We start from the raw sequence: 20,117 nt of genomic DNA on the forward strand, positions 1-20,117 counted from the left end.
ACGTCGCCGCCGACACGGTCGCCGTCCCCGACGAGGTGCCGGTCACGGCGACGGAGACGACCCTGCCCATGCGACCCCTGACACCGACACGATTGCGCGCACTCGCCACGCTGCGCAGTCCGCTGGTGCGGCTCGTCGCTGTTTCCGCCACGCTGACCATCCTGGTCCTGTTGCTGCGCGACCACGACGACAGCGCCGCCACCTCGCGGCCCACGATCACCGCCACCACCACAGTCGTGGTCGACACCACCTCGACCACGACGGCACCGAGCACCACCACACCCGCACCCGACCCGGCTGCGATCGCTCCGCACCGCTTGGACGGGGACCAGCTCGCAGGGCTTCCACTCGCCGTGATCGGGCAGTCCCTGCAGCACGCGCCCGCCGACCCGGACCCGGCCGGCGACCCCGGTCCCGAGGTGCTGCACCCGACGACGACCGCCGCGGTGTACGACGCACCCGGCGGCCGGCCGATCGCACGCCTGGCCCCCAGACAGGTCTTCACGCCCACCTGGGTCCCGGTCGTACAGCGCCGACCCGGCTGGGCCCGCGTCCTGCTGCCCACTCGACCGCTCGACGACGGCAGTGCGCCGACCGGCTGGCTGTACCTGGACCACACGGTAGTGCTGTCGCAGTCCCACCACCGCATCGACATCGATCACGCCCACGGCAGCGTGACCGTGCTGGCCCGCTTGGGCCGCATCACCACCGACACCGCATTGCGGGAAGCGGCTTCGGCCACCAAACCCCGCACCTTCGTCGCGGTCACCCCCACCACGACCGGTGACGGCTGGCTGTCCCGCATCTGGCAGCCGCTTCTGATCGACGCCGACCGGGTCTGCACGGGCATCCTCGGCGCACCCGTCATGCCCGCCCTGCCCCGGGTCTCACCGCTGGGGCAAGTGGACGGGCAGGGGTGCGTGCCCATACCCGACGATCTACGCGGGGCGCTGGCGTCGGCCGGCGCCGGCACCATCGTCCTGCAACGCTGACCGGCAACCAGTGCCGCTCGACGCTGACTCGCCGCGACCGATCACCACTTCCGGCCTCGGGATCGAACGGGTCACGCCGTCGCGAACCGCCTGACACGGACACGGCGCCCGCGCGACGCCACAGCACCACGGCGAGCACCGGACAAGACCGCCGCGGCGACCGGTCACAACACCGTCGCGGCACAACGCCAACAGCACATCCGTCACCGCTGTCGCGGCAAAGACCCCGGCCGACATCCGCAGGTACATCGCGGGTGCCGCGCCGGGGTCCTCGTCCTGTTCCACACACCGGGTGTCGAACCACCAGCGGCAGCTCGTTATCGCTCGTCACCATGCCCGGGACCGACTGGAAGACGTCCTGCACGGTGCAGGACCGCGTCGACACAGTGCACGACCACACCCAGCACCCACACCAGCCCTCGGTTGCGGCTGTCGGTGTCGGTCACGTCCAGCAGGGACGAGACGGACGAGCGCACCTCGGCGTGGTCACGGCACTGTGCCGCTTCGAACGCCCGCGCAGTCAGTTGCATCGCCTCATCGACCCGCCCGAGGTCCTCCACCGCCTCTCCGCAGTGGCCGCACCGCATGGACCTCACCGCGGTCACAAGCCCGGCATTGTCGTCCAGACACGCGATCGCCGTCTCGACCATCCACGCCAGAAGCTCGTCCAACTCCCGCGCGTCGGCATGAGCCCGAAGGGCCCGGATCGCTCCACCGCCCCCCCTCCGTTAATCCCGCACGCACCACCGCCTCGGTGACACGCCGGTAGCGCTTCTCCGCAGACCGGTCCAGGTGCTCGTCGCCGTCGTGTTCCGCATGGCTCGACCGCTCAGCTCCGCAGCCCACCACGGCCACGTCGAGGGAGCGGCGGGACGGTCTCGCGATCGCGAAAGGCGCCTGCCCCCGGAGTGCCGATCGAAGGTGCCCTCCATCAGTTCGGCGTGCACGGGTGTTCCCGCTCGGCCATCCCGCACCACTCCAACCACACAGGGCCGAGGCTGTAGCGTCCGGCGTCCTTCTCCAGCGCACCCAGCTTCACCAACGACTTCGCCAAGCGATACGTGGTAGGCAACGGCAACCGGGCCGCGCGGCTCATCTCGGTGAGGTTCAACGGCCGCGCACCACTGGCTACCTGCTCCAGCACCTGGAAAGCCCGCTCCAGCACCGAGCCCCGACCTGCGTTCTCGGCGACGTCGTCCACGTCGCCCGCCTCGTCCCTGTTCTGCGGCGTTTCCTCCTTCGCTTGCGCTTCCCCCTGCGCATGGTCGGACCGCCGGTCCCTGCCGCGGCCCTCGCCGGTGAACGACACGTGATCCCTCCCTTGTCCCACACGCGACCAGCACTCCGATGCTCGCCGCTTACTTCCGGCCGAACAGACACGACGCGCCCTCGAGGGCGCACCAGACGTCACCTCGGGACACCTCCGGCATCCCGCTGGTCCGATGACCGGTGCACGACGGTGACGATTCGCGCCGCATCCGCCGCGCGGGCAGGTCCGAGCGATTCGACACGATGCCGGCGCGGTCACCGATGAGTAGACAACCTCCCGCACCCTTCCTGCACCGCGTTGGGCGATCGATCAACACGCTCGCCCTCTGTGAGGGTTGCCCACGTCACTTCGTGCACCGTCACACCTTCACGACTGTGCTTGGACCCGTCCAGCGCTGCAGTTCCAAGCGCAACCATCCGGGATTCCGGTTCCTGTCTGTCAACAGGCGAGAGCATATGTCACTCGTATTTCATGTCAACGTGAACGCAATGTCCGAAGGTGTCGACGGATGGGAACCGAGTGGTCACCTAGTGCCCGTAGTTTCAGGCGCAACCATCTCGTAGATCGCGCTCCGTCATCCCGTAGTGCCAGCTCACGACGTTGCAAGCGGATCCGCAGCTCGCCCGTGTCTCCTTGACGGCGTGACGTGCCCTGGGGTGGAACTGTCTGAGGTACCCCTACAATGCGGCCGGGTCGCCCTGAAATGCCGGAATTCACATGTGAATAATAAGTGGATCCATATCCTGTCGTTCGGGAAATCTCATCCCGTACGGGACGTGGAGTCCGTGGAAGTAACCCGCTATCCATCTACGTGGTCGCACGCGGTGTACTAAGTGCCCTGCTACGTGGTCCGACAGCCCGCTACGTGGCTTCCCTGATGTGTTTCCGCGTCGCCTTATCGATACTTAATCCCAATGGCTTGATCCGGTGCTCCGCGCGTGGACGCGCAGCATCACGACAACGGGGGACTGGCAATGCAGACCGACACGCAGGTCCGCCTCTTCGAGGAGGACTACTGGCAGCAGGCGCTCGAAGTCGGGGACCAGGTGAGGGCAAGCGAGCCCGTGCACCGCACCCAGGTGGGCGGATACCTGCCGGTGTGGGTGATCAGCCGCCATGTCGACGCGCGCCGCGCGTTGACCGACCCACACCTGAGCAAGGACGCCCGCCTCATCCGTCCGGTCATGGAGCGGCACCTGCGCGCCGCCGGGCTGCCGACCGAGTTGTCCGGGATGTTCCGACCACACATGCTGTTCCAGGACCAACCGGCCCATGGTCGCCTGCGTCGTCTCCTGGCGGACAAGTTCACCCGCACTCGGATCGAGCAACTCCGCCCCCGGGTTCTCGACCTGACCCGGGAATTGATCGACGCGCTCCCCGCCGACGAGCCGTTCGACCTGGTCGCCGGTCTCGCGTTTCCGCTGCCGCTCACCGTGATCGGTGAGCTGACGGGAGTCGCGACAAAGGACCACGAGCAGCTGAGAGGCTGGACCGCCGCGCTGATGGAGGACGACCCCGCGCGCCTGCTCCCGGCGTCGCGGGCGATGGAGGACTACTTCGTCGGACTGATCAGGTCCAAGCGGGTGCGGCCGGGCGACGATCTCCTGTCGGCCCTGCTCCAGGGCTCCGACAGCGACCGCCTCGACGACGCGGAGCTGATGGGCACGATCTTCCTTATGATCGTCGCCGGTCACGAGACCTCGACCAACGCCATCACCAAAGCCGCGCGGTGGCTGATGTCCGACACCCGGGTGTGGCGCCACCTCGCCGACAACCCGCACAAGATTCCCCAGGCGATCGAGGAGGTGTGGCGGGTCGACTCACCGGTGCGCATGGCGACCCACCGGGTCACCGCGGCCCCGGTGGTCTACGGCAGCGTCGAGATCCCGGCCGGGGAGATCGTCCTGGTGTCGCTGATGAGCGCCAACCGCGACCCCGAGGCTTTCCGTGCCCCGACCGTGTTCGACATCGAACGTCGCGATGCGCGCCGGCACCTGTCCTTCGGCTACGGCATGCACCACTGCCTGGGGGCACCCCTGGGGCGCATGGAAGCCGAGATCGCCCTCGGAGAGCTCATCGCCCGGTTTCCCGGCGCTCGGCTCGCGGTCGAACCGCAGCGGCTCCGACCGCAGCGCAGCGCCATCATGGCCGGCATCGAAGAACTCCCCGTACTCGGCAGCCGACGTTAGACGACCGAACGAGGCAGCGACTCCAGGTGGGGCGACACGAGGCCGATCGTGTCGCCCCACGTGCTTACGCCTCGGCCAGCCCGGCAGCGATCTCGTCCGCAGACAGGCCCAGGAACCAGTCGCGGATGTGCTGGCGGCGCTTGACCCCGCGGTCGGGGTGCTCGGCGACGAGCTTGCGGATGATGTTCGAGACATGGACCTCCACCGTGCGGTGCGACAGTCCTTCCAAGGCCTCGCCGATCTCCCGGTTGCTCATGTCCCGGGCCACCAACGACGCGACCACGAACTCCTTCCTGGACAACTCCGCCGGGCGGCGGACGTTCACCATCGGCCGTCCGCGCAGTTCGGAGGCCAGCGCCATCACCCCGTCGGCGGCCACGCGCTCGCCCAACGCGGCGCTGATGTCGAACTCCTCGTCACCCAGCTCACCCCGTGCCTTGTTCTCGGCCCGTTGCTGCACCCGCAGCCACGGCAACAGCCCGAAAATCGAGGCGTTGGTGAGCTTGCGGGCGGCGGTGGCGGCACCCATCAACTGCGCGCCGCGCTCGTAGTCGCCCAACTCGACAGCGACCAGGAACAGCAGCCACTTCGTCCACGCGGGCCCCCACGTGTCGCCGATCGCCAGTTGGACCCGCAGCGTGCGTCGAGCCAGGACCAGCGCTTCGCAGGGATCGCCGTGCAGCAGTTCGGCCAATGCCGACGTCCACAACGCCCACGAGACCGACCACTCGGCCTTGGCCTTCTCGGCAGTGGCCAGCAGGCGCCGACACCAGGCGAAGGCCGTGTCGCCGTCGGCGACGAACGCCGCGCTCATCGCGCCGAACATCAACGCCATGAAGGCGTCGCCCTCGCACCCCGCGGCCAGGAACGCCCGTTCGGCCTTCCCGTAACCCTCCACCGCCCCCAGGGCCAGAGTCGGGTCTTCCTCGATCAGCCACAATCGAGTCGCCCGCGCGTACAGCAGCGGAGGGAACGTGTCTTGGCATTCCAGCGCTCGCGCTCCGTCCTCGGCCTGTTCCAATAGCGGCAGCGCGACAGCCTGACTGCCCTGGATGAACGCGAGCCACGCCGCCAGCGACAGGCCGCTGAGCCGATCCACGGTCGGCGTCTCGGGCGATTCGTCCAACGCTGTGGCCATCATGTCGCGGCCGTCGTTGATCCGGCCCGCGAAGACCAGCGCCCGGCTGCGTCCGGTGTTCACCGTCAACCGCAGCGCCGACCGGGTGTGCCCCGCCGCCAGCACGAACTCCTGCGCCGCGCGGATGTTGGGTAATTCCGTGCGCACGCGCTGCATCCACACCACCTCGTCGGGCCCCAACCACCGCTCGGCCGCCTGCTCGGTGAGCGAGAGGAAGTATTGCGCGTGCGCGCTGCGCAGCGTTGTCGACTCCCCGGACGCTTCGGCCAACTCCTCGCCGTAGAGGCGAATGGTCTCCAGCAGGCGAAATCGCGTACTCGCCCCGCGCTTGTCGACCACCAGCAAGGACTTGCGCTTGAGCCGGGTCAGCAGCGACCGCACCTCGGCCCGGTCGATACCACGGCTCTCCGCCACCGCAGCCACCGCGTCCAGGCCGAACCCGCCGGCGAACACCGACAGCAGCGCCCACATCTGCCGCAGCGGCTCGGCCAGTAACCCGTAGGACCAGTCCAGCGTGGCACGCACGGACCGGTGCTGTTCCTGGCGGGCATCCCCGCCGACCAGCGTGTCCAGCAGCGCCCGGCGCTGCGCCAGCATCTCGTGCAGTGTCATCGTCTCCAACTGCACCGCCGCCAACTCGATGTTCAGCGGAATACCGTCGAGCGCCTCACACAGTTCGATCGCCACGGGGTAGTCGGCCGCCGGAATCTCCACTCCGACCGCCCGAGCGCGGTCCACCAGCAGTTGAACCGCCTCCGGCGCGCAGCAGGAGCACTCCTCGGCGCAGGCGAAGTCGTTGTTCGCCACCGACAGCGGCGGCACGGGCACGATGTGCTCGCCCAGCACACCGAGGTTCTCCCGGCTCGTGGCCACAACCTGAAGTCGTGGCAAAGCCGCCAACAGGTGACGCAGCAGCCGCGGTACCTGCCCCGCACCCGGCTCGCTCCCCAACAGATGCTCGCAGTTGTCAAGTGCGAGCAGCACCTTTCCCCGCGTCGACAAGGCCTCGATCAACCTCGCCGCCGCCGGAGTGGGGGAGTTGTTGGGTAGACCCAGCGCCTCGGCGATCGTCGACGCCAGCCGATCCTCCGTGGCCTTGAGCCCCGCCAAGGCGACAAGCACGACTTCGTCGAACCCCTCTGCCAGGTCTGCAGCCAGGCGCTCCAGCAGCCGCGTCTTCCCGACACCGCCCGCTCCGGTCAATGTCACCAAGCGCATCGTGCCGAGCAACTCCATCGTCGTCTTGAGCAGCTTGCGGCGTCCGATAAAGGTGGTCATGTCCGCTAGCGCGGTGCCGAGCGCGACGTCTACGGCTGCCTGCTCCTGAACAGGCGCCGCCCTTGTCGTCCTGTACTCGCCATCGCTTCTCGCCATGTTTCTGGCCCCCCGGGCGGTTGTGCAGCCGGCGCCCTACAGCGCCGACCCGGTTACATGGGCACGACGATGCCTCCTCCGTCAAGCCTCCTACCAGGTAGGACTCCGCACAGACAGGAGGTGGTCACTCACCGTGCTTACGTGACCGTACACCGCAAAAGTGCGGCTTGGGATGGAATGGCGAAACGTCACCGTCTGCTGGCGGCGGACAACTCGTCTTGAACGACATCAACGTTCCTTGGCCAGCGTAGAACCACTCGTCCGCACGCTGGTGCACCCTCGACGGCACTGCCGACGGCAAGTTCGCCACGCCGCTTACCGAACTCGTGTACGCGGCCCAGCGGGGTGTGTCGGACGTGTCGAGCAGCCGCGCCACCTGTCCGTCGCGCAGTACCGCAGCGGGTGTCCGGCGTTGAAGTGGTGAAGTTCACTGGTGTCGATCGGGCGCGCGGCGGGCGTTGCGGGTGGCAGCCAGGGCGATCGAGGTGATCACGGTGACCAGGCGGCGTGCAGGTTGTGGCCCATCGCGTCGAAGAGCGCCAGTAGGCACGGCCCTCGTCCGCGGCGTAGTCGTAGCCATCGCCGCAGACCTGGTCATAGGGCTCCATTATCGCGGCGATGACCACCTGTTCGCAGGCGAACACCCTCGACGGCCGCAGCTGTCACGGCAGCTCCGAGGCCACCGACAACGGGCGGGTACACCGGACGCGGTGCTGAAGTTCGGCGTGCAGGTGCTCGACCGGTTCCTGCGCAACTCCTGACCGGGTTCCCGGCCTCGCGCTCGCGTCCGGGCCTAGGCATCCGGGCGTCGAGGGGGTGCGCGCCCTTTGGACACGTATCCCTGAGGGGGCAACGGTGGCCCGGCGGGCGGTGGTCGCCGGGTCCGGAGAAGCGGCCGCAGAGAAGTTCGTCCCGGCCGGTACGCGGCCGATGAGCTGCGGGTATTCCGCTGCGATTCGCCGTCCGAAACGTCCGTCGGACGGCCGGACGGCCTGGCGAGGTGTGCTGATCGGCCGGCTCGGACCATCATGGCGGCACGGGACTTCCCGCACGGAGAAGACCTCCGCGGCACCGACCCGGCGCGCGTCCGCGCGGGACGAGGTGCACGGGAAGCTGCCGCGGCTGCTCGCGGCGCTCGCGGCTGCCCCCGATCGGCGCGATCGCCATGGCCCGCTGGGGCATGCCGCTGTGGGCGATGCTGACCGCCGGCGCCACGTGGCGCTGGCGGCGTTCCGGCGGAGATCGTCTTCGCGGTCTACGGCGTGGTCGCGATCGGCAACACGTCGTGGGCGGCCGTCGCCCGCCACCACCGCGTCGAGGCCGGCGGTAGGCGCAGGGGTACGCCACGAACATCTGACCCGCCTGGGTCTCCTGCTCGATGAAGTCCTGGTGGTTCGCCTCGCACGCCGCGTCCGAGGCGAACGCGCCCGCGTAGTGGTAGATCCAGTACGCGTGGGCGGTTCCGCTCGTCGCGGTCATCAGCGTGCCGGTGAACGCCACCGCGAGTAGTGCGCCGGACAACTTCCGCAGAACCCGCACGTGCGCCTCCCCCGGAGAAACAGCAGGTGACGAGCGTATCGCCGGGTGACGGGCGGGAACCGCTGATCGTTCGGGCCGCGCGCCCGTCCGGACCACCGGTCGTTGCGCCGCATCGGTGCCCGCGTGCCCGCGCGTCCGCCGTAGGGAATGGAATATTCCGAAAGGACCGGCGAAAATCATTCCTCGCCGAGGTGGGGGCGGGCTACCGTCTGCACCTCGACGGGGGTGGGAGTGTGGCCGGTTCGGACCTGGTCGGTCGCGAGATCGAGCTCGCCGCGGCCGCTGACGTGCTGGTCCGGGCGGAGCGGCGCACCGCCCGGCTGGTGCTGTCGGGCGAGGCGGGCATCGGCAAGAGCGCGGTGTGGGAGCGGGTGCTGCGCGACGCCGCCGACCGCAGGTTCGCGGTGCTGTCGTGCCGCCCGGTGGAGAACGAGGCCCGGCTGGCCTTCGGCGGTCTGGTCGACCTGCTCGACCGCGTCCCCGACGACGTCCTGGCCGGCCTGCCCGAGCCGCAGCGGGCCGCGCTGGAGGTGGCGTTGCTGCGCCGCCGGGCCGACGACGGGGCGGAGGGCGGGGCGGGTGATCCGCGCGCGGTGTGCCTGGCCGCGTTGAACGTCCTGCGGGCGCTGGCCGCGCGCACGCCGGTCGTGCTGGCGGTCGACGACGCGCAGTGGCTGGACGAGGCCAGCGCGCGGGTGCTGGAGTACGTGCTGCGCCGGCTCACCGACGAGCGCGTGGCGGTCGTGGTGGCGGTGCGCTCCGCCGACGAGGACGAGCTGCCGCCGCTGGGCCTGGCCGGGCAGGACGACTTGGCGCGCCTGCGGCTGACCGGGCTGAGCATCGGCGCCCTGCACCGGCTGGTCCGCTCCGCGTTCGGCGCGCCGCTGCCCCGGCCGACGCTGATCCGGTTGGAGCGCACCTCGGGCGGCAACCCGTTCTACGCCCTGGAACTGGCCCGGGCGCTGGCCCGCGACGGCGCCGCCGCCGCGCCCGGTCTGCCGCTGCCCACGTCGCGGGCGTTCGACGAGCTGCTGGCCGACCGGGTGGTCGCGCTGCCGGCGGCCGCCCGCGAGGCGCTGCTGTACGCGGCGGCGCTGGCGCAACCGACCGTGGACCTGGTGCGGCGGGCCATGCCCGACCCGGACGAGGCCGAGGACGCGCTGGCCGACGCCGAGGACCTGGGCGTGGTCGAGGTGGTCGCCGGCGCCATCCGCTTCACCCACCCGCTGCTGCGCTCGACCGCTTACTCCGCCGCCCCGGCGGGCCGCAGGCGGCGGGCGCACCGGCGGCTGGCCGACGTGGTGGCTGACCCGGAGACCCGGGCGCTGCACCTGGCCTTCGGGTCGGGCGCCCCGGACGACGGGGTGGCCGAGGCGCTGGAAGGGGCCGCGCTGACCGCCCGGCAGCGCGGTGCGCCCGAGACCGCGGCCCGGCTGTGGGAGCTGGCCGCCGGGCACGCCGCGGACCCGGCCCGCGGCGCGGCACTGCTGGCGTCGGCCGCGCAGTGCCTGTTCTTCGCCGGTGACGCCAAGCGCGCCCGCGACCTGTTCGAGGCGGCCGTGGCCGGTCTGCCCGACGGCCCGGAGAAGGTGGCCGCGCTGCTGGAGCTCGCCGTGGTGGTGTTCTACGGTGACGGGCCGGGCGAGGCCACCGTGCTCGGCGACGAGGCGCTGGCCCGCGCAGGCGACGACCCGGTGCTGACCGCGACGGCCTACCTGCGCCGGTCGTGGTTCTGCCAGAACGACACCGCCCTGCGGTATCGCAACACCCGGCAGGCGCTGGCCGCGATCACCGGTCACGAGGACGCGGCGCCAGCCGACCTGGTGGCGTGCATCCTGGTCAGCAGCGCCTACTACCGGCTGCTGTCCGGCGAAGGGCTGGCCACCGACGACCTGTGCCGGGCCGCGGCGCTGGTGTCACCGACCGACCAGTCCCGCGACGCCCGGATGACCCGCAGCCTGCTGCGGGTGCTCACCAAGTACACCGACCCGGTGCGCGGCCGGGAGATGTTCGCGCAGGCGCGCCGCGCCTCGCTGGACTGCGGTGACGAGGCGGTCGCGGTGCACGAGCTGGTCCACCTGGCCGAGCTGGACGTGTGGCTGGGCGACTGGGACCTGGCCGGCCGGGAGGCGGCGGAGGCGGTCGACGCCGCCGAGCAGGCCGGGCAGCGGCCGTGGATCGCCTACGCCCTCTACTCCCGGGGGCTGGCGCACGCCCACCTCGGCGACGACGACGCCGCGCTGCGGGACGCCCAGGAGGGCCTGCGCATCGCCACCGAGCTGGACGACTCGTGGGTGACCGTGCACCTGCTGGGCCTGCTGGGGTTCGTCGAGCTGTCCCGGCACGAGCTGGGCGCGGCGCGGGCGCACTTGACCGCGGCGCTGGAGGTGTGCGCGACCGTCGGCCTGGTGGACTTCCCGATTAGCTCCCTCTACGGCGACCTGGTGGAGGTCGCCGCCGAGCTGGGCCTGGTCGACGAGGCGGAGGCGCTGCTGGCCGACCTGCTGGACCGGTGCGACCGCGCGTCGCGCCCGTGGCCGGCCGCCGTCGCGGCCCGGTCGGCGGCGCTGGTGCTGATGGCGCGCGGCGACCTGGACGGCGCGCGCGCGGCGCTGGCGGTCCCCACGCCGCTGCCGATGCCGTTCGAGCAGGCCCGCACCGACCTGGTGCGAGGCCGGGTGCTGCGGCGGCGCAAGGAGAAGCTGGCCGCTCGGGAGGTGCTGCTGGCCGCCAAGCGGGTCTTCGACGGGCTGGGCGCGCGCCACTGGTCGGCGCGGGTCGACACCGAGCTGGGCCGGCTGGGCCTGCGCCGCGGCGACGAGCACGACCTGACCACGACCGAGCTGCACATCGCCCGGCTGGTGGCGGCCGGCCTGAGCAACCGCGAGGTCGCCGCGGCCGCGTACGTGTCGACCAAGACCGTCGAGGCGCACCTGAGCCGGATCTACCGCAAGACCGGCGTGCGCAGCCGCCGCGAGCTGGCCCGGCTGGAGTTCCTGCGGGAGTGACCGGTCGTGCCGAGGGCGACCAGGCCGCAGGTGAGGCACAGCCACGCGAACCAGTCGCCGAGCCGGGTGTGGGGCCCGGGCCGGTGCGCACGTCGGCGACCACCGCGGTGAACGCGCCGTCCGGTCCGCCGGTGCGCGCGTCGGCGAGCACGCGGCTGCGGCCGCCGGAGATCATCAGCGCCCCGATGCGGGCCGACCACACGACCGGCATCCCGTGCTCGACCCCGCGCAGCAGCGCCACCCTGCTGTGCTGCCACCCGTTGTCGGTCTCGTCGGAGGCGGGCACGAGCAGCAGCCGGGCGCCGGGCGCGGCGTAGTCCCGGGCGGGGGTGGGCAGGTTCAGGTCCAGGCAGATTCTCCACGTCCGCGCCGGTGCCCGGGACGCGGACCAGTTCGGTGCCGAGCTTGTTCACCGGGTCGTGGTGCTTGAAGTACACCAGGGGCTCACCGCCGCCCGCGGGGAGGACGAGGGCGTTTCTCCTTGGTATCGCCGTCCGCGTAGGCCGTGCCGACCACGATGTCGAGGTCGCGGGACGCGGCGGTCCGGCGCAGCGCGTCGGCCGCCGCCGGCACCCGGTTCCGGGAGCGGAACGGCTGCTCGGGCAGCACGACGGCGCGCACCCCCTCGGGCAGCCGGTCGACCTGGCGCAGGTAGCCGTCGAGGAGCGCCCGCCCGGGTGGCGTGTCCAGGTCGGCGCCCACACCCGCTGCGTGCCGCCGCCCAGCGCGACGGCGACCACGACGGCGGCGACGAGCCCGGTGCGGGCACTGGCGCGGGCCACCGCGGCGACGACGGCGAAGGGGACCAGCAGCACCAGGAACTCCACGCCCCACATGCCGGTCAGCGCCGCGGTCTGCAGGACCACCGGCCAGTCGGCGACGTCGTTGGCGGAGGTGCTGGCCAGGCCCATCGGACTGGCGACGCCGACCACGTACAGCAGCCCGGTCCAGGTGACGGGGCCGGCGAGCGCCGCCACCAGCAGGCGGTCCCGTGCGAGTTGCCGGTGGAACACCCACACGGCCAGCGCGAACAGCAGCGCCAGTCAGGCGTTGACCACGGCCCCGGACGGCCACATCGGCAGGTCGTGCGAGCGCAGTTGCCACGGCCGGCTGTTCGCCGTGCCGAGGAGCCGCGCCAGGAAGGCCGTGGCGACGGCGGGTGCGGCGGTGGTGCGCGTGGTGGCCAGCAGCACCGGCAGCGGTGCGAGCCAGGTCAGCGCCGGGATCGGGCCAGACCCGTGCCGAGGTGGAACAGGACCGCGGACGCGGCCGCGGCCACTGCTAACAGGGGTGGTTCACGCTTCGAGCCCATCGAGGATCCTCCTGGTCGTCCGCTTGCACAGGGCGCGGAACCCCGGTTCCGGCAGGGCGACGCGTCCGCCGAGGTACCGCTGCACCAGGACGACGACGGGCATGGTCAGGGCAAGGACGACCTCCATCAGGTCGTCCCGCTTCAGCACGCCGTCGCGCATCGCGTCCTCGACGGCCGCCAGCGCCAGCGCGAACGCGGGCGAGCCGCCGTCGCGGAACCCGTCCGGGAACCGCAGCGCGTTCGACCGCCGCTCGGCGACCAGGAACAGGTAGAGGTTCGGCCTGCCCAGCGCGAAGTCGAGGAAGTGGTCGGCGAGCCGGTCGAACCGGCTGCGGAAGTCCCGGGGGTCCGGCACGTCGCTGACCCCGACCGCCGCCGCCACGCGCCGCATCGTGACGGCTTCGGCGCCCTCGCTCTCCAGGATCGCCAGTGCCGCCGCGGCGATGCGCGCCGCCGTGCCTGTCGTCATGTTTACAGCGTGCACGTGTGCCCGGCGGCCCTGACGGGGCAACTGTGGGGTCGTTCCCCGATTCGTCGGGGGGTGCCAGGGCCGCAGGCTTGGCGGCATGACGGAGACGGCGGAACAGTGGGCGGCCCGGCTGTTCCTGGTGGAGTGCTACCTGCCCGGCGCGGATCCCGACGAGGTGGCCGGCGCGGTGCGCGGCGTGCTCGTCGCGGGGTTGGGGGCGGTCGAGCTGGCGTGCTGCCTGGCGATACCGGGCGATGACAGCTACTTCTGCCTGCTCACCGGGAACGCGCCGGGCGAGCTGGAGACCGCCTTTCGCGGGGCGGGGGTGCCCTTCGAGCGGATCGTCGAGGTCAACCGGGTGCCGCTCGCGCCGACGGGGGCGGTACTGCCACAGCAGGGGGAGAGATGCGCAGTTCGGAGAGCCTGACCGTCCCGATCGAGCTGGACCGCACCGGGCGTCGCCCGCTGCAGGAGCAGTTGGCGGAGCAGTTGGCGGCCGCGGTGGACCGCGGTCTGCTCGACCACGGCTGCCGGCTGCCCTCGACGCGGACGCTGGCCGAGCGCCTCCACGTCTCGCGTGGGGTGGCGCTGGCCGCTTACGAGATCCTCTACGCCCGCGGCTACCTGGAGGGGCGGCACGGCTCGGGCAGCTACGTCGCCCGCCGCCCGGCGGGTCTGCCCACGCCCTGCGCGCCACCGGCCGCCGGCGCCGACCGCGTGGACTGCACGCCGGGCCAGGCGACTGGGGAGGGCTTCCCGCTGGCCGCGTGGCGCGCGGCGTGGCGGCACGCCAGCTTTCAGCCGCCGCCCGTGAGCGACCTGCCCCGCGGCGGCCTGCCGGAGCTGCGCCGGGCCGTGGCCGGGCACCTGCGGCGCACCCGCGGCCTGGTGTGCGGCGAGCACCAGGTGTTGATCACTGCGGGGTTGCCGCACGGGCTGCGGCTGGCACTGGACGCGCTGGGCCGCCCCGGCGGGCGCGTCGCCGTCCAGGACCCGGCCCCGCCGGTGCTGCGGCAGGTGGTCGGCGACGGCGGCCACCCGGTCGTGGCGCTGCCGGTGGACCGCGACGGCTCCTGGACCGGGACGGTGCCGCCCGCCTGCGCGGCGGTGGTCGTCTCACCGGACGGGGTGGCGCCGCACGGCGCGGTGGTGTCGGCGCTGCGCCGCCAGCAGCTGGCCGACTGGGCCCGTCGCGAGGACGGCCAGCTGCTGGTGGAGGTGGTGGGCGACCACGTCGCGCCGCGCGCCGCGCCGCTGCCCCGGCTGCTGCACCTGGCCGGCCCGCGCACCGCGCTGGTGGGGGACTTCCGCGCCCTGTTCGCGCCGTCGCTGCGCGTCGGCTACGCGCTGCTGCACCGCGACCTGCTCGGCAACCTCGACCGGGCGCCGCGCCGGGACGACGAGCAGCCGTCCCACGTGGCCCAGTCGGCCATGGCGCACCTGCTGGACGGCGGGCACGTCGTGCGCCGCGTGCACCAGCTCGGGCGCCTGTTCGAGCGCAAGGACGCGCTGGTGCGCGCCGCGCTCACGTCCCTGGCGCCCGCGGTCCGCCCGGCGCCGGCGGGCGCGCCCGGCGTGGTCGTGGCGCACCTGCCCGACCGGCTCGACGCCGAGCGGGTGCGCGTGGAACTGCTCGGGCGCGGCGTGGTGGTGCCCACGCTCGCCTCCTACCACCTGCCCGGGCGACCGGCGGGCAACGGGCTGGTGCTCGGGCACGGCCACCTGCCCGAGCGGGCGCTGCGCACGGCGCTGGACGAGCTGATCGCCGTGCTGAGCGCCGAGCACACCGCCGCCGACCGGGCGATCGGCCTGTGAAGCGCAGGCCCGGGGATTCCCGCGCGATCCGCGCGGTGCACGCACAACGACAAGGGGAGGGAAAGTCGATGAACATCCGCAAGGGGGTCGCCGGCGCCGCGCTGACGCTGGCCACCGTCGCACCCGCCGTCACGGCGGGCGAGGCATCGGCCGCGGCCGCGTGGATGACGGCCTACGGTTCCTACACCGCCGTCTACGACCAGTGGCACACCACCATGGGCGAGTCGTCCTGGGAGGACATCTACGTGTCCTGCCAGACGCACGGTCCCGGCGGGGTCTGGGGCACCCAGCTCTACCTGTGGGCCTGGGTGCCCAACGCCACCGCCTCGGGCGGCCTGTGGGGCTACGTGGACTCGCGCAACGTCAACAACTACAACCAGAACGGCATTGCGGGCATCTCGTGGTGCACGTACGGCAGCGGCAGTGGCGGGGGCTCCGGTGAGGGTGGTGGCAGCCCTTGGAGCACCGACGCGGTCGCGGCTCGCGACGACGACGGTGAGGGCGGTGGCAGCCCCTGGGGAACCGACGCCGTCCCCACTCGCGGGGGTGGCGTGGGCGGCGGCAGCCCCTGGGGCACCGACGTGATCGCCGCCGGTCGCGAGGACGACGGCGGCGGCGAAGGTGGCGGCAGCCCCTGGTGAGCCGTCGCCGGTGGCCCACCCCTGGTGGGCCACCGGCGAGCCGCCGCGCGTGAGCGGCGGTCCGGGTGGCACGAGACCGGGTGGCGCAGGAGACGAGGCCGGTGCCCGGCGGGCACCGGCCTCGTCTCGTCCTCGCTCACCCCTCCGGGTCACCCCGGCGCAGCTCGCGGCGCGCGTCCGAGAGGGACCGCGCCAGCTTCGGCAGCCTGCTCGCGCCGAACAGCAGCACGAGCACCAGCAGGATCAGCAGGACCTCCATCGTCCCCAGCGGCACGGCGCGCTCCTCTCACGGTCATCCCGACACGACTCTCACGACAGCGGCACGGTGTCGGTGTGCACCAAGCGGGTGGCCGCGAGGCCGCCGCTGCCGTCCCGGTGCACCTCGAACTCCTCGACGACCAGCCGCAGCGCACCGGTCCAGGTGGGCAGCGACACCGTGCCCGACCAGGTCAGCACGCCCCCGCTGGTGACCGGGGTGCTCATCGTGGTCGCGAACCCGGCGCCGGCCGGCTGCCAGCGCAGCACCGGGTCGGTCACACCGGCCAGCTCCCGTTCGACGCTCACCCAGACCTCGTTGAGCCGACCCGACTGGGTGACCGTCGCACCCGGTCCGCTCACCTGCACGGCGCGGGTGGCGCCGCTGCCGGTCACCACCACCGAACGGTCCGGCGCGAGCTGCGCGAAGTCGGCGGTGACCACCGAGGACAGGTGGCAGCCCGCCACCGACATGGGCTGGAACCGGGCCAGCGCCAGCCGCACGAACGGGAAGTAGCCCTCCAGCGGCGTCTCGCCCTGCCGGGTGACGCGGATGTCGCAGTACCACAGGCCGCGCCCGGCGTCGTAGGCCACGTCGTGCGCGGCCAGCTTCAGCTCGGTGCCCGGGAACTCGGGCACTGTCATGCCCGTGCCGAAGTGGGTGGCCAGCGGGAACGAGTCCTGGAGCACGTCGTCGGCCACCGAGGCGCCGTGCTGCGCCGGGTCGTTGCCCCACGTCGTCACCGCGCCGCGCAGGTGCTGCGGCACGTCGGTGGCCGGGTCCGGCCACAGCAGCACGGCCAGCTTCTCGCCGTCGCCGCTGGACCACCACGGCCGGTCCAGGTACACCCGCAGCCCGCCGCCGCGCCGCGCGCTCCGCCCCGGCGCGGGGTTCTCCCACCGGAAGATCGGCACCACCTGGCGGACCTTCGGCGCCGCGGGCCGGGCCGTGCTGCGGACGTCCTCCTCGACGACCGCAGCCGCGCTGCGCGTGGTCGGCCGGACGAACGCCACCTCCAGGGTGCGCGGCGAGGTGAGCCGCCCGCGCGCGGTGCGCTCGAACGTGCCGGTGGTCGCGTCGGTCACCACGTAGTCGCCGGTGGTGGCGTCCGCCGCGGTGGCACCGGGCGGTGCGGGCTGGTACTCCAGCCGGGTGGCCCGGTCCACCAGGGTCAGGTGGGCGGGGTCGACCGGCACGCCGAGGCTGTGCCGGTCGCCGCTGAAGGCGACCTCCCGGTGCTCCCGGAAGAACTCGCTGAAGCGGGTGACCGCCCGCGCCTCGTACCGCACCCGGCGGTACCGGGTGTCGCCGAACTCGTGCCGCCCCTGGAACGCCATGGCCTCGGTGGCGGGCGCCGGACCGTGCACGGGCTCCACCCGCACGGTGAACGGGGCGGCGCGGAACTCGCGCGGCGTCACCGGGTCGGGGCCGCCGTCGTCGACCGGCATCAGCCACCGGGCGGTGAACTCGACGCTGCCGGTGCTCTTGCGGCTGATCTGCATGCTCGACCCCACCAGCGCGTGGGTGGAGCCGACCCGGCCCTCGGTGGGCCGGGTGACCGCGACCCCGCTCAGGTCGGGGGCCGCCAGCGGCGTGCGCACCGCGTGCACCAGCGTGACCGTGCGGGCGGGCGTGAACATCCAGTGCCTGCCGCCGACGGCGGACTGCCGCACCGCGGGGATGTCCACCTGGTCGGTGGGGTGGGCGGCGTTCCACTCGGCGGCGGCCTGCTGGATCAGCGGCCACAGCGCCATCAGGTCCAGGTCGGCCGCGTCGAACTGGGCGGAGAGCTGGAGCCGGTAGCTGTCGCCGGGCATGAGCCGCACGGTCAGCAGGCGCGTGGACTCGCTCCAGGTCCAGCCGGGCGTGCCCTGCTGGAGCCGGATGCGGAAGCCCTTGGCGGCGGGCCAGGTGGTCTGGTCGACCGCGGTGATCGTGGTGGACGTGGTGGAGCCGGGCAGGCCGCGCACCAGGATCCGCCTGGCCAGCGGCTCGGGCAGGTAGGGCACGGCGAGCTGGTCGGTGTCGTAGTACCAGTGCCGGTCCGCGGGTGCGGGTAGGGCGCGGGCCGAGGTGTCCTGCTCCAGCACGGCGGCGTCGCGGGCGACCAGCTCGGCGTAGCGGGCGGCGTTCATCGGCCGGCCCGCGGTGCCCTGGTCGAGCAGGCCGTGCTGCTCGGCGACCTGCACGCTGGTGCGCGGTGGCAGCACGTGCCGGTCGGCGGCGCCCACCGCGGTGTCGCTGCCGGTGTTGCCGCGCAGCGCCACCACCTCCAGCGACTCGGCTTCGCCGGGCGACGAGCGCAGCAGCACCTCCGGGGCGGCCACCGGCTCGAACCGGCGGAAGGTCTCCGCCGCGGTGCTCAGCGCCGGGTCGGTGACGGCGTCGGCCTGCTCGGAGGTCAGCGAATTGCCCGCGATGTCCACCGCCCGCGCCCGCATCCGGTACCGCCTGCCGAACCGCAGCCGCGGCAGCGCGCGGGCGCCGAAGCGCGTGCGGAGCGGGAAGTTCGCGTCAAGCGGCTCCTCGGCGTCGTCGAGGCCGTTGTCCTCGGTCAGCGCCTTGCCGGGGCGCTCGGCGGCCAGGCTCCAGCCCCCCCAGTGCACCAGCGACTCCTGCAGGTACAGGTCCTCGTCGCCGGTGGTGCCGGAGGTCGTCGGCGCGGTCTGCGCCGCCGTCTCCTCCAGCACCTTCACCTCCTCGTTGCCGGACCGCACGAACACGTACGCGCCGTCGCGCCACATCAGGGAGAACCATTGCCCGGCGGTCTCGTCGCGCACGTCCCACCGGTAGCCGCGGACGACGTCGTCGGCGTCGAGCGCGATCTCGTCGGTGATCTTGTCGCCGCCCGCGGTGAACGCCGAGTCGTTGACCGCGCGGTTCCGCTCGATCTTGCGGGCGAGCCGGGCCGCGCGCGACAGCCTGCCCACCGAGAACCCGGTGGTGCGCAGCACCGGCAGCGCCTGCTCGTCCGGCGTGCTCGTGCTGCGCTTGCGGACCTGGCCGCCGCGCTCGACGCGCAGCCGGGTCACCGTGTCGGCGAACTGGCGCACGGCCAGCGCCGCGCTGTCCGGGTCCACCTGCACCACCGCGAACCGGTCGGTGTCACCGACCCGCAGCAGGCCGTCGCGCAGGTCGCTGTCGCCGTCGAGCGGGACCGCGCCGAACACGTGCCCGCTTGCCCCCTTGCCGATCCGGCAGCGCATCGTGGGCCGCACGTGCACCGCGGCCGCGGTGCCCAGCTTCGGCACGAGGTCGGTGACCAGGCGCACGCGGGTGATCCGCTCGTTGCCGCGCACCAGGTTCAGCACCAGCGGGTCGGTGGACTCGAAGTCCAGCACCAGCCCGAGCAGCCGTTGCAGCAGGTTGTGCTCGCGGGTCATCGCGACCACCTGGTGGAAGTCCGGCTTGGGCGCGGGCAGCGGCGGCAGATCGCCGACCACGGCGTCGCGCCTGCGGTGGAAGCGCTCGGCCTGGAGGAAGGTCAGGGCCATCCCGTCGGCGGTGCCGGCGTCGCCGGGGCGGAACGGCACCGCCCACTGGGCCGGGTCCTGCGAGCCGGGGTTCAGCAGGGCCTCCAGTTGGTCGCGCAGCACCCGCTTGCGCTCCCAGCCGGGCTTGACGCGGTCGCTGTCCAGTTCGAACCCGACGGGCCCGAACGCGTCGGCCGCGGTCAGCTCGTCCAGCGTCGGTGCCCGCTCGGGCGAGCGGGCACCGAACCGGCCGTAGCGCTGGTTGACGAAGTCGCGCACGTGCCGGGTCGGGTAGGAGCGGATGCGCCGGCGGGCGAACCTGGTCAGCGCGTGCCCGTCGACGGGCGAGGTGCCGGTGAACAGCGCCGTCCAACGCCTGCTCTCCGGGGTGGACACGCGCCGGGCGACGGCGCGCACCGGTCCGCCGGTGGCCGGGTCGGTGACGTCGGGGAACTCCAGCCGGAACGTCGCCCCGGCGACCCGCGCCGGCCAGTCGGTCCAGTCCGGGAACCCGGCCAGCACGCCGGGCGCGGGGTCGGGCAGCAGTCGCGGCGCGACGTGCACGGAGAACCGGACCACGTCCAGCGCCGGGGTTACCCCGTTGGGCAGGACGGTCCAGGTGATGGTCTGCTTGCTCATGA

Annotated in this window: 15 protein-coding genes; 7 read left to right on the forward strand and 8 right to left on the reverse strand. The window is 72.8% G+C overall.

Annotated features, from left to right (window positions below; genetic code table 11):
* Positions 1-92 precede the first annotated feature (92 nt).
* Positions 93-992 (forward strand): hypothetical protein, encoded by a 900-nt coding sequence (locus tag J2S66_RS10000; protein WP_310306512.1) that lies wholly within the window; start codon positions 93-95, stop codon positions 990-992.
* 317 nt (positions 993-1,309) lie between these two features.
* On the opposite strand, the gene J2S66_RS10005 is transcribed toward J2S66_RS10000, so the two are convergent.
* A complete protein-coding gene (locus J2S66_RS10005; RefSeq protein WP_310306513.1) occupies positions 1,310-1,663 on the reverse strand; it encodes a hypothetical protein in 354 nt (117 codons plus the stop codon).
* Positions 1,664-1,923: 260 nt separating this feature from the next.
* The gene (locus J2S66_RS10010) at positions 1,924-2,301 is read right to left on the reverse strand and encodes a helix-turn-helix domain-containing protein (RefSeq protein WP_310306516.1); all 378 of its coding nucleotides are present in this window, start codon (positions 2,299-2,301) and stop codon (positions 1,924-1,926) included.
* Positions 2,302-3,200: 899 nt separating this feature from the next.
* On the opposite strand from J2S66_RS10010, the gene J2S66_RS10015 reads away from it, so the two are divergent.
* Positions 3,201-4,451, forward strand: a complete 1,251-nt coding sequence (locus J2S66_RS10015) for a cytochrome P450 family protein (protein ID WP_310306518.1) — start codon at positions 3,201-3,203, stop codon at positions 4,449-4,451.
* Positions 4,452-4,515: 64 nt separating this feature from the next.
* Here J2S66_RS10015 and J2S66_RS10020 read toward each other — a convergent pair whose 3' ends face one another.
* Entirely contained in the window at positions 4,516-6,867 is a 2,352-nt protein-coding gene (locus tag J2S66_RS10020) for an ATP-binding protein (RefSeq protein ID WP_310306520.1), read from the reverse strand.
* Between the two features lie 1,868 nt (positions 6,868-8,735).
* Between J2S66_RS10020 and J2S66_RS10025 the strand changes: the two genes are divergently transcribed.
* Together J2S66_RS10025 and J2S66_RS10030 are read left to right on the forward strand one after the other, a co-directional pair.
* Positions 8,736-11,510, forward strand: a complete 2,775-nt coding sequence (locus J2S66_RS10025) for an AAA family ATPase (RefSeq protein WP_310306523.1) — start codon at positions 8,736-8,738, stop codon at positions 11,508-11,510.
* An 83-nt stretch (positions 11,511-11,593) separates the two neighbouring features.
* Complete coding sequence (locus J2S66_RS10030; RefSeq protein ID WP_310306526.1) at positions 11,594-11,827, forward strand: hypothetical protein; 234 nt, start codon at positions 11,594-11,596, stop codon at positions 11,825-11,827.
* 127 nt (positions 11,828-11,954) lie between these two features.
* Here the strand turns inward: J2S66_RS10030 and J2S66_RS10035 are convergent, their stop codons facing one another.
* The 3 genes from J2S66_RS10035 to J2S66_RS10045 all read right to left on the reverse strand — a co-directional run bounded on the left by J2S66_RS10035 (position 11,955) and on the right by J2S66_RS10045 (position 13,291).
* Positions 11,955-12,212 (reverse strand): hypothetical protein, encoded by a 258-nt coding sequence (locus J2S66_RS10035; protein WP_310306528.1) that lies wholly within the window; start codon positions 12,210-12,212, stop codon positions 11,955-11,957.
* 341 nt (positions 12,213-12,553) lie between these two features.
* Entirely contained in the window at positions 12,554-12,703 is a 150-nt protein-coding gene (locus tag J2S66_RS10040; RefSeq protein ID WP_310306530.1) for a hypothetical protein, read from the reverse strand.
* Between the two features lie 102 nt (positions 12,704-12,805).
* A complete protein-coding gene (locus tag J2S66_RS10045) occupies positions 12,806-13,291 on the reverse strand; it encodes a TetR/AcrR family transcriptional regulator (protein ID WP_310306532.1) in 486 nt (161 codons plus the stop codon).
* A 97-nt stretch (positions 13,292-13,388) separates the two neighbouring features.
* Here J2S66_RS10045 and J2S66_RS10050 point away from each other — a divergent pair, with 97 nt between their 5' ends.
* From J2S66_RS10050 to J2S66_RS10060, 3 genes are all read left to right on the forward strand, one after another.
* Positions 13,389-13,718: a hypothetical protein gene (locus J2S66_RS10050; RefSeq protein ID WP_310306534.1), complete on the forward strand. Its 330-nt coding sequence runs from the start codon at positions 13,389-13,391 to the stop codon at positions 13,716-13,718.
* The gene (locus tag J2S66_RS10055) at positions 13,697-15,106 is read left to right on the forward strand and encodes an aminotransferase-like domain-containing protein (RefSeq protein WP_310306536.1); all 1,410 of its coding nucleotides are present in this window, start codon (positions 13,697-13,699) and stop codon (positions 15,104-15,106) included. The genes J2S66_RS10050 and J2S66_RS10055 overlap by 22 nt, the downstream gene beginning before the upstream one ends.
* Before the next feature lie 68 nt (positions 15,107-15,174).
* Positions 15,175-15,747: a hypothetical protein gene (locus J2S66_RS10060; RefSeq protein WP_310306538.1), complete on the forward strand. Its 573-nt coding sequence runs from the start codon at positions 15,175-15,177 to the stop codon at positions 15,745-15,747.
* 136 nt (positions 15,748-15,883) lie between these two features.
* On the opposite strand, the gene J2S66_RS37125 is transcribed toward J2S66_RS10060, so the two are convergent.
* On the reverse strand, positions 15,884-16,021 hold the full coding sequence (locus J2S66_RS37125; RefSeq protein ID WP_374726073.1) for a twin-arginine translocase TatA/TatE family subunit: 138 nt from the start codon (positions 16,019-16,021) through the stop codon (positions 15,884-15,886).
* A gap of 35 nt (positions 16,022-16,056) precedes the next feature.
* Positions 16,057-20,115, reverse strand: a complete 4,059-nt coding sequence (locus tag J2S66_RS10070; protein ID WP_310306540.1) for a hypothetical protein — start codon at positions 20,113-20,115, stop codon at positions 16,057-16,059.
* Positions 20,116-20,117: the final 2 nt, after the last annotated feature.

The organism is Saccharothrix longispora, from assembly GCF_031455225.1.
Classification (GTDB): domain Bacteria; phylum Actinomycetota; class Actinomycetes; order Mycobacteriales; family Pseudonocardiaceae; genus Actinosynnema; species Actinosynnema longispora.

What these genes read in the sequence shown, in the direction of transcription:
- J2S66_RS10020 (WP_310306520.1), bottom strand. Translation starts at nt 6,867, where the DNA reads ATGACCACCTTTATCGGACGCCGCAAGCTGCTCAAGACGACGATGGAG.
- J2S66_RS10045 (WP_310306532.1), bottom strand. Translation starts at nt 13,291, where the DNA reads ATGACGACAGGCACGGCGGCGCGCATCGCCGCGGCGGCACTGGCGATC.
- J2S66_RS10050 (WP_310306534.1), top strand. Translation starts at nt 13,389, where the DNA reads ATGACGGAGACGGCGGAACAGTGGGCGGCCCGGCTGTTCCTGGTGGAG.
- J2S66_RS10055 (WP_310306536.1), top strand. Translation starts at nt 13,697, where the DNA reads ATGCGCAGTTCGGAGAGCCTGACCGTCCCGATCGAGCTGGACCGCACC.
- J2S66_RS10060 (WP_310306538.1), top strand. Translation starts at nt 15,175, where the DNA reads ATGAACATCCGCAAGGGGGTCGCCGGCGCCGCGCTGACGCTGGCCACC.
- J2S66_RS10070 (WP_310306540.1), bottom strand. Translation starts at nt 20,115, where the DNA reads ATGAGCAAGCAGACCATCACCTGGACCGTCCTGCCCAACGGGGTAACC.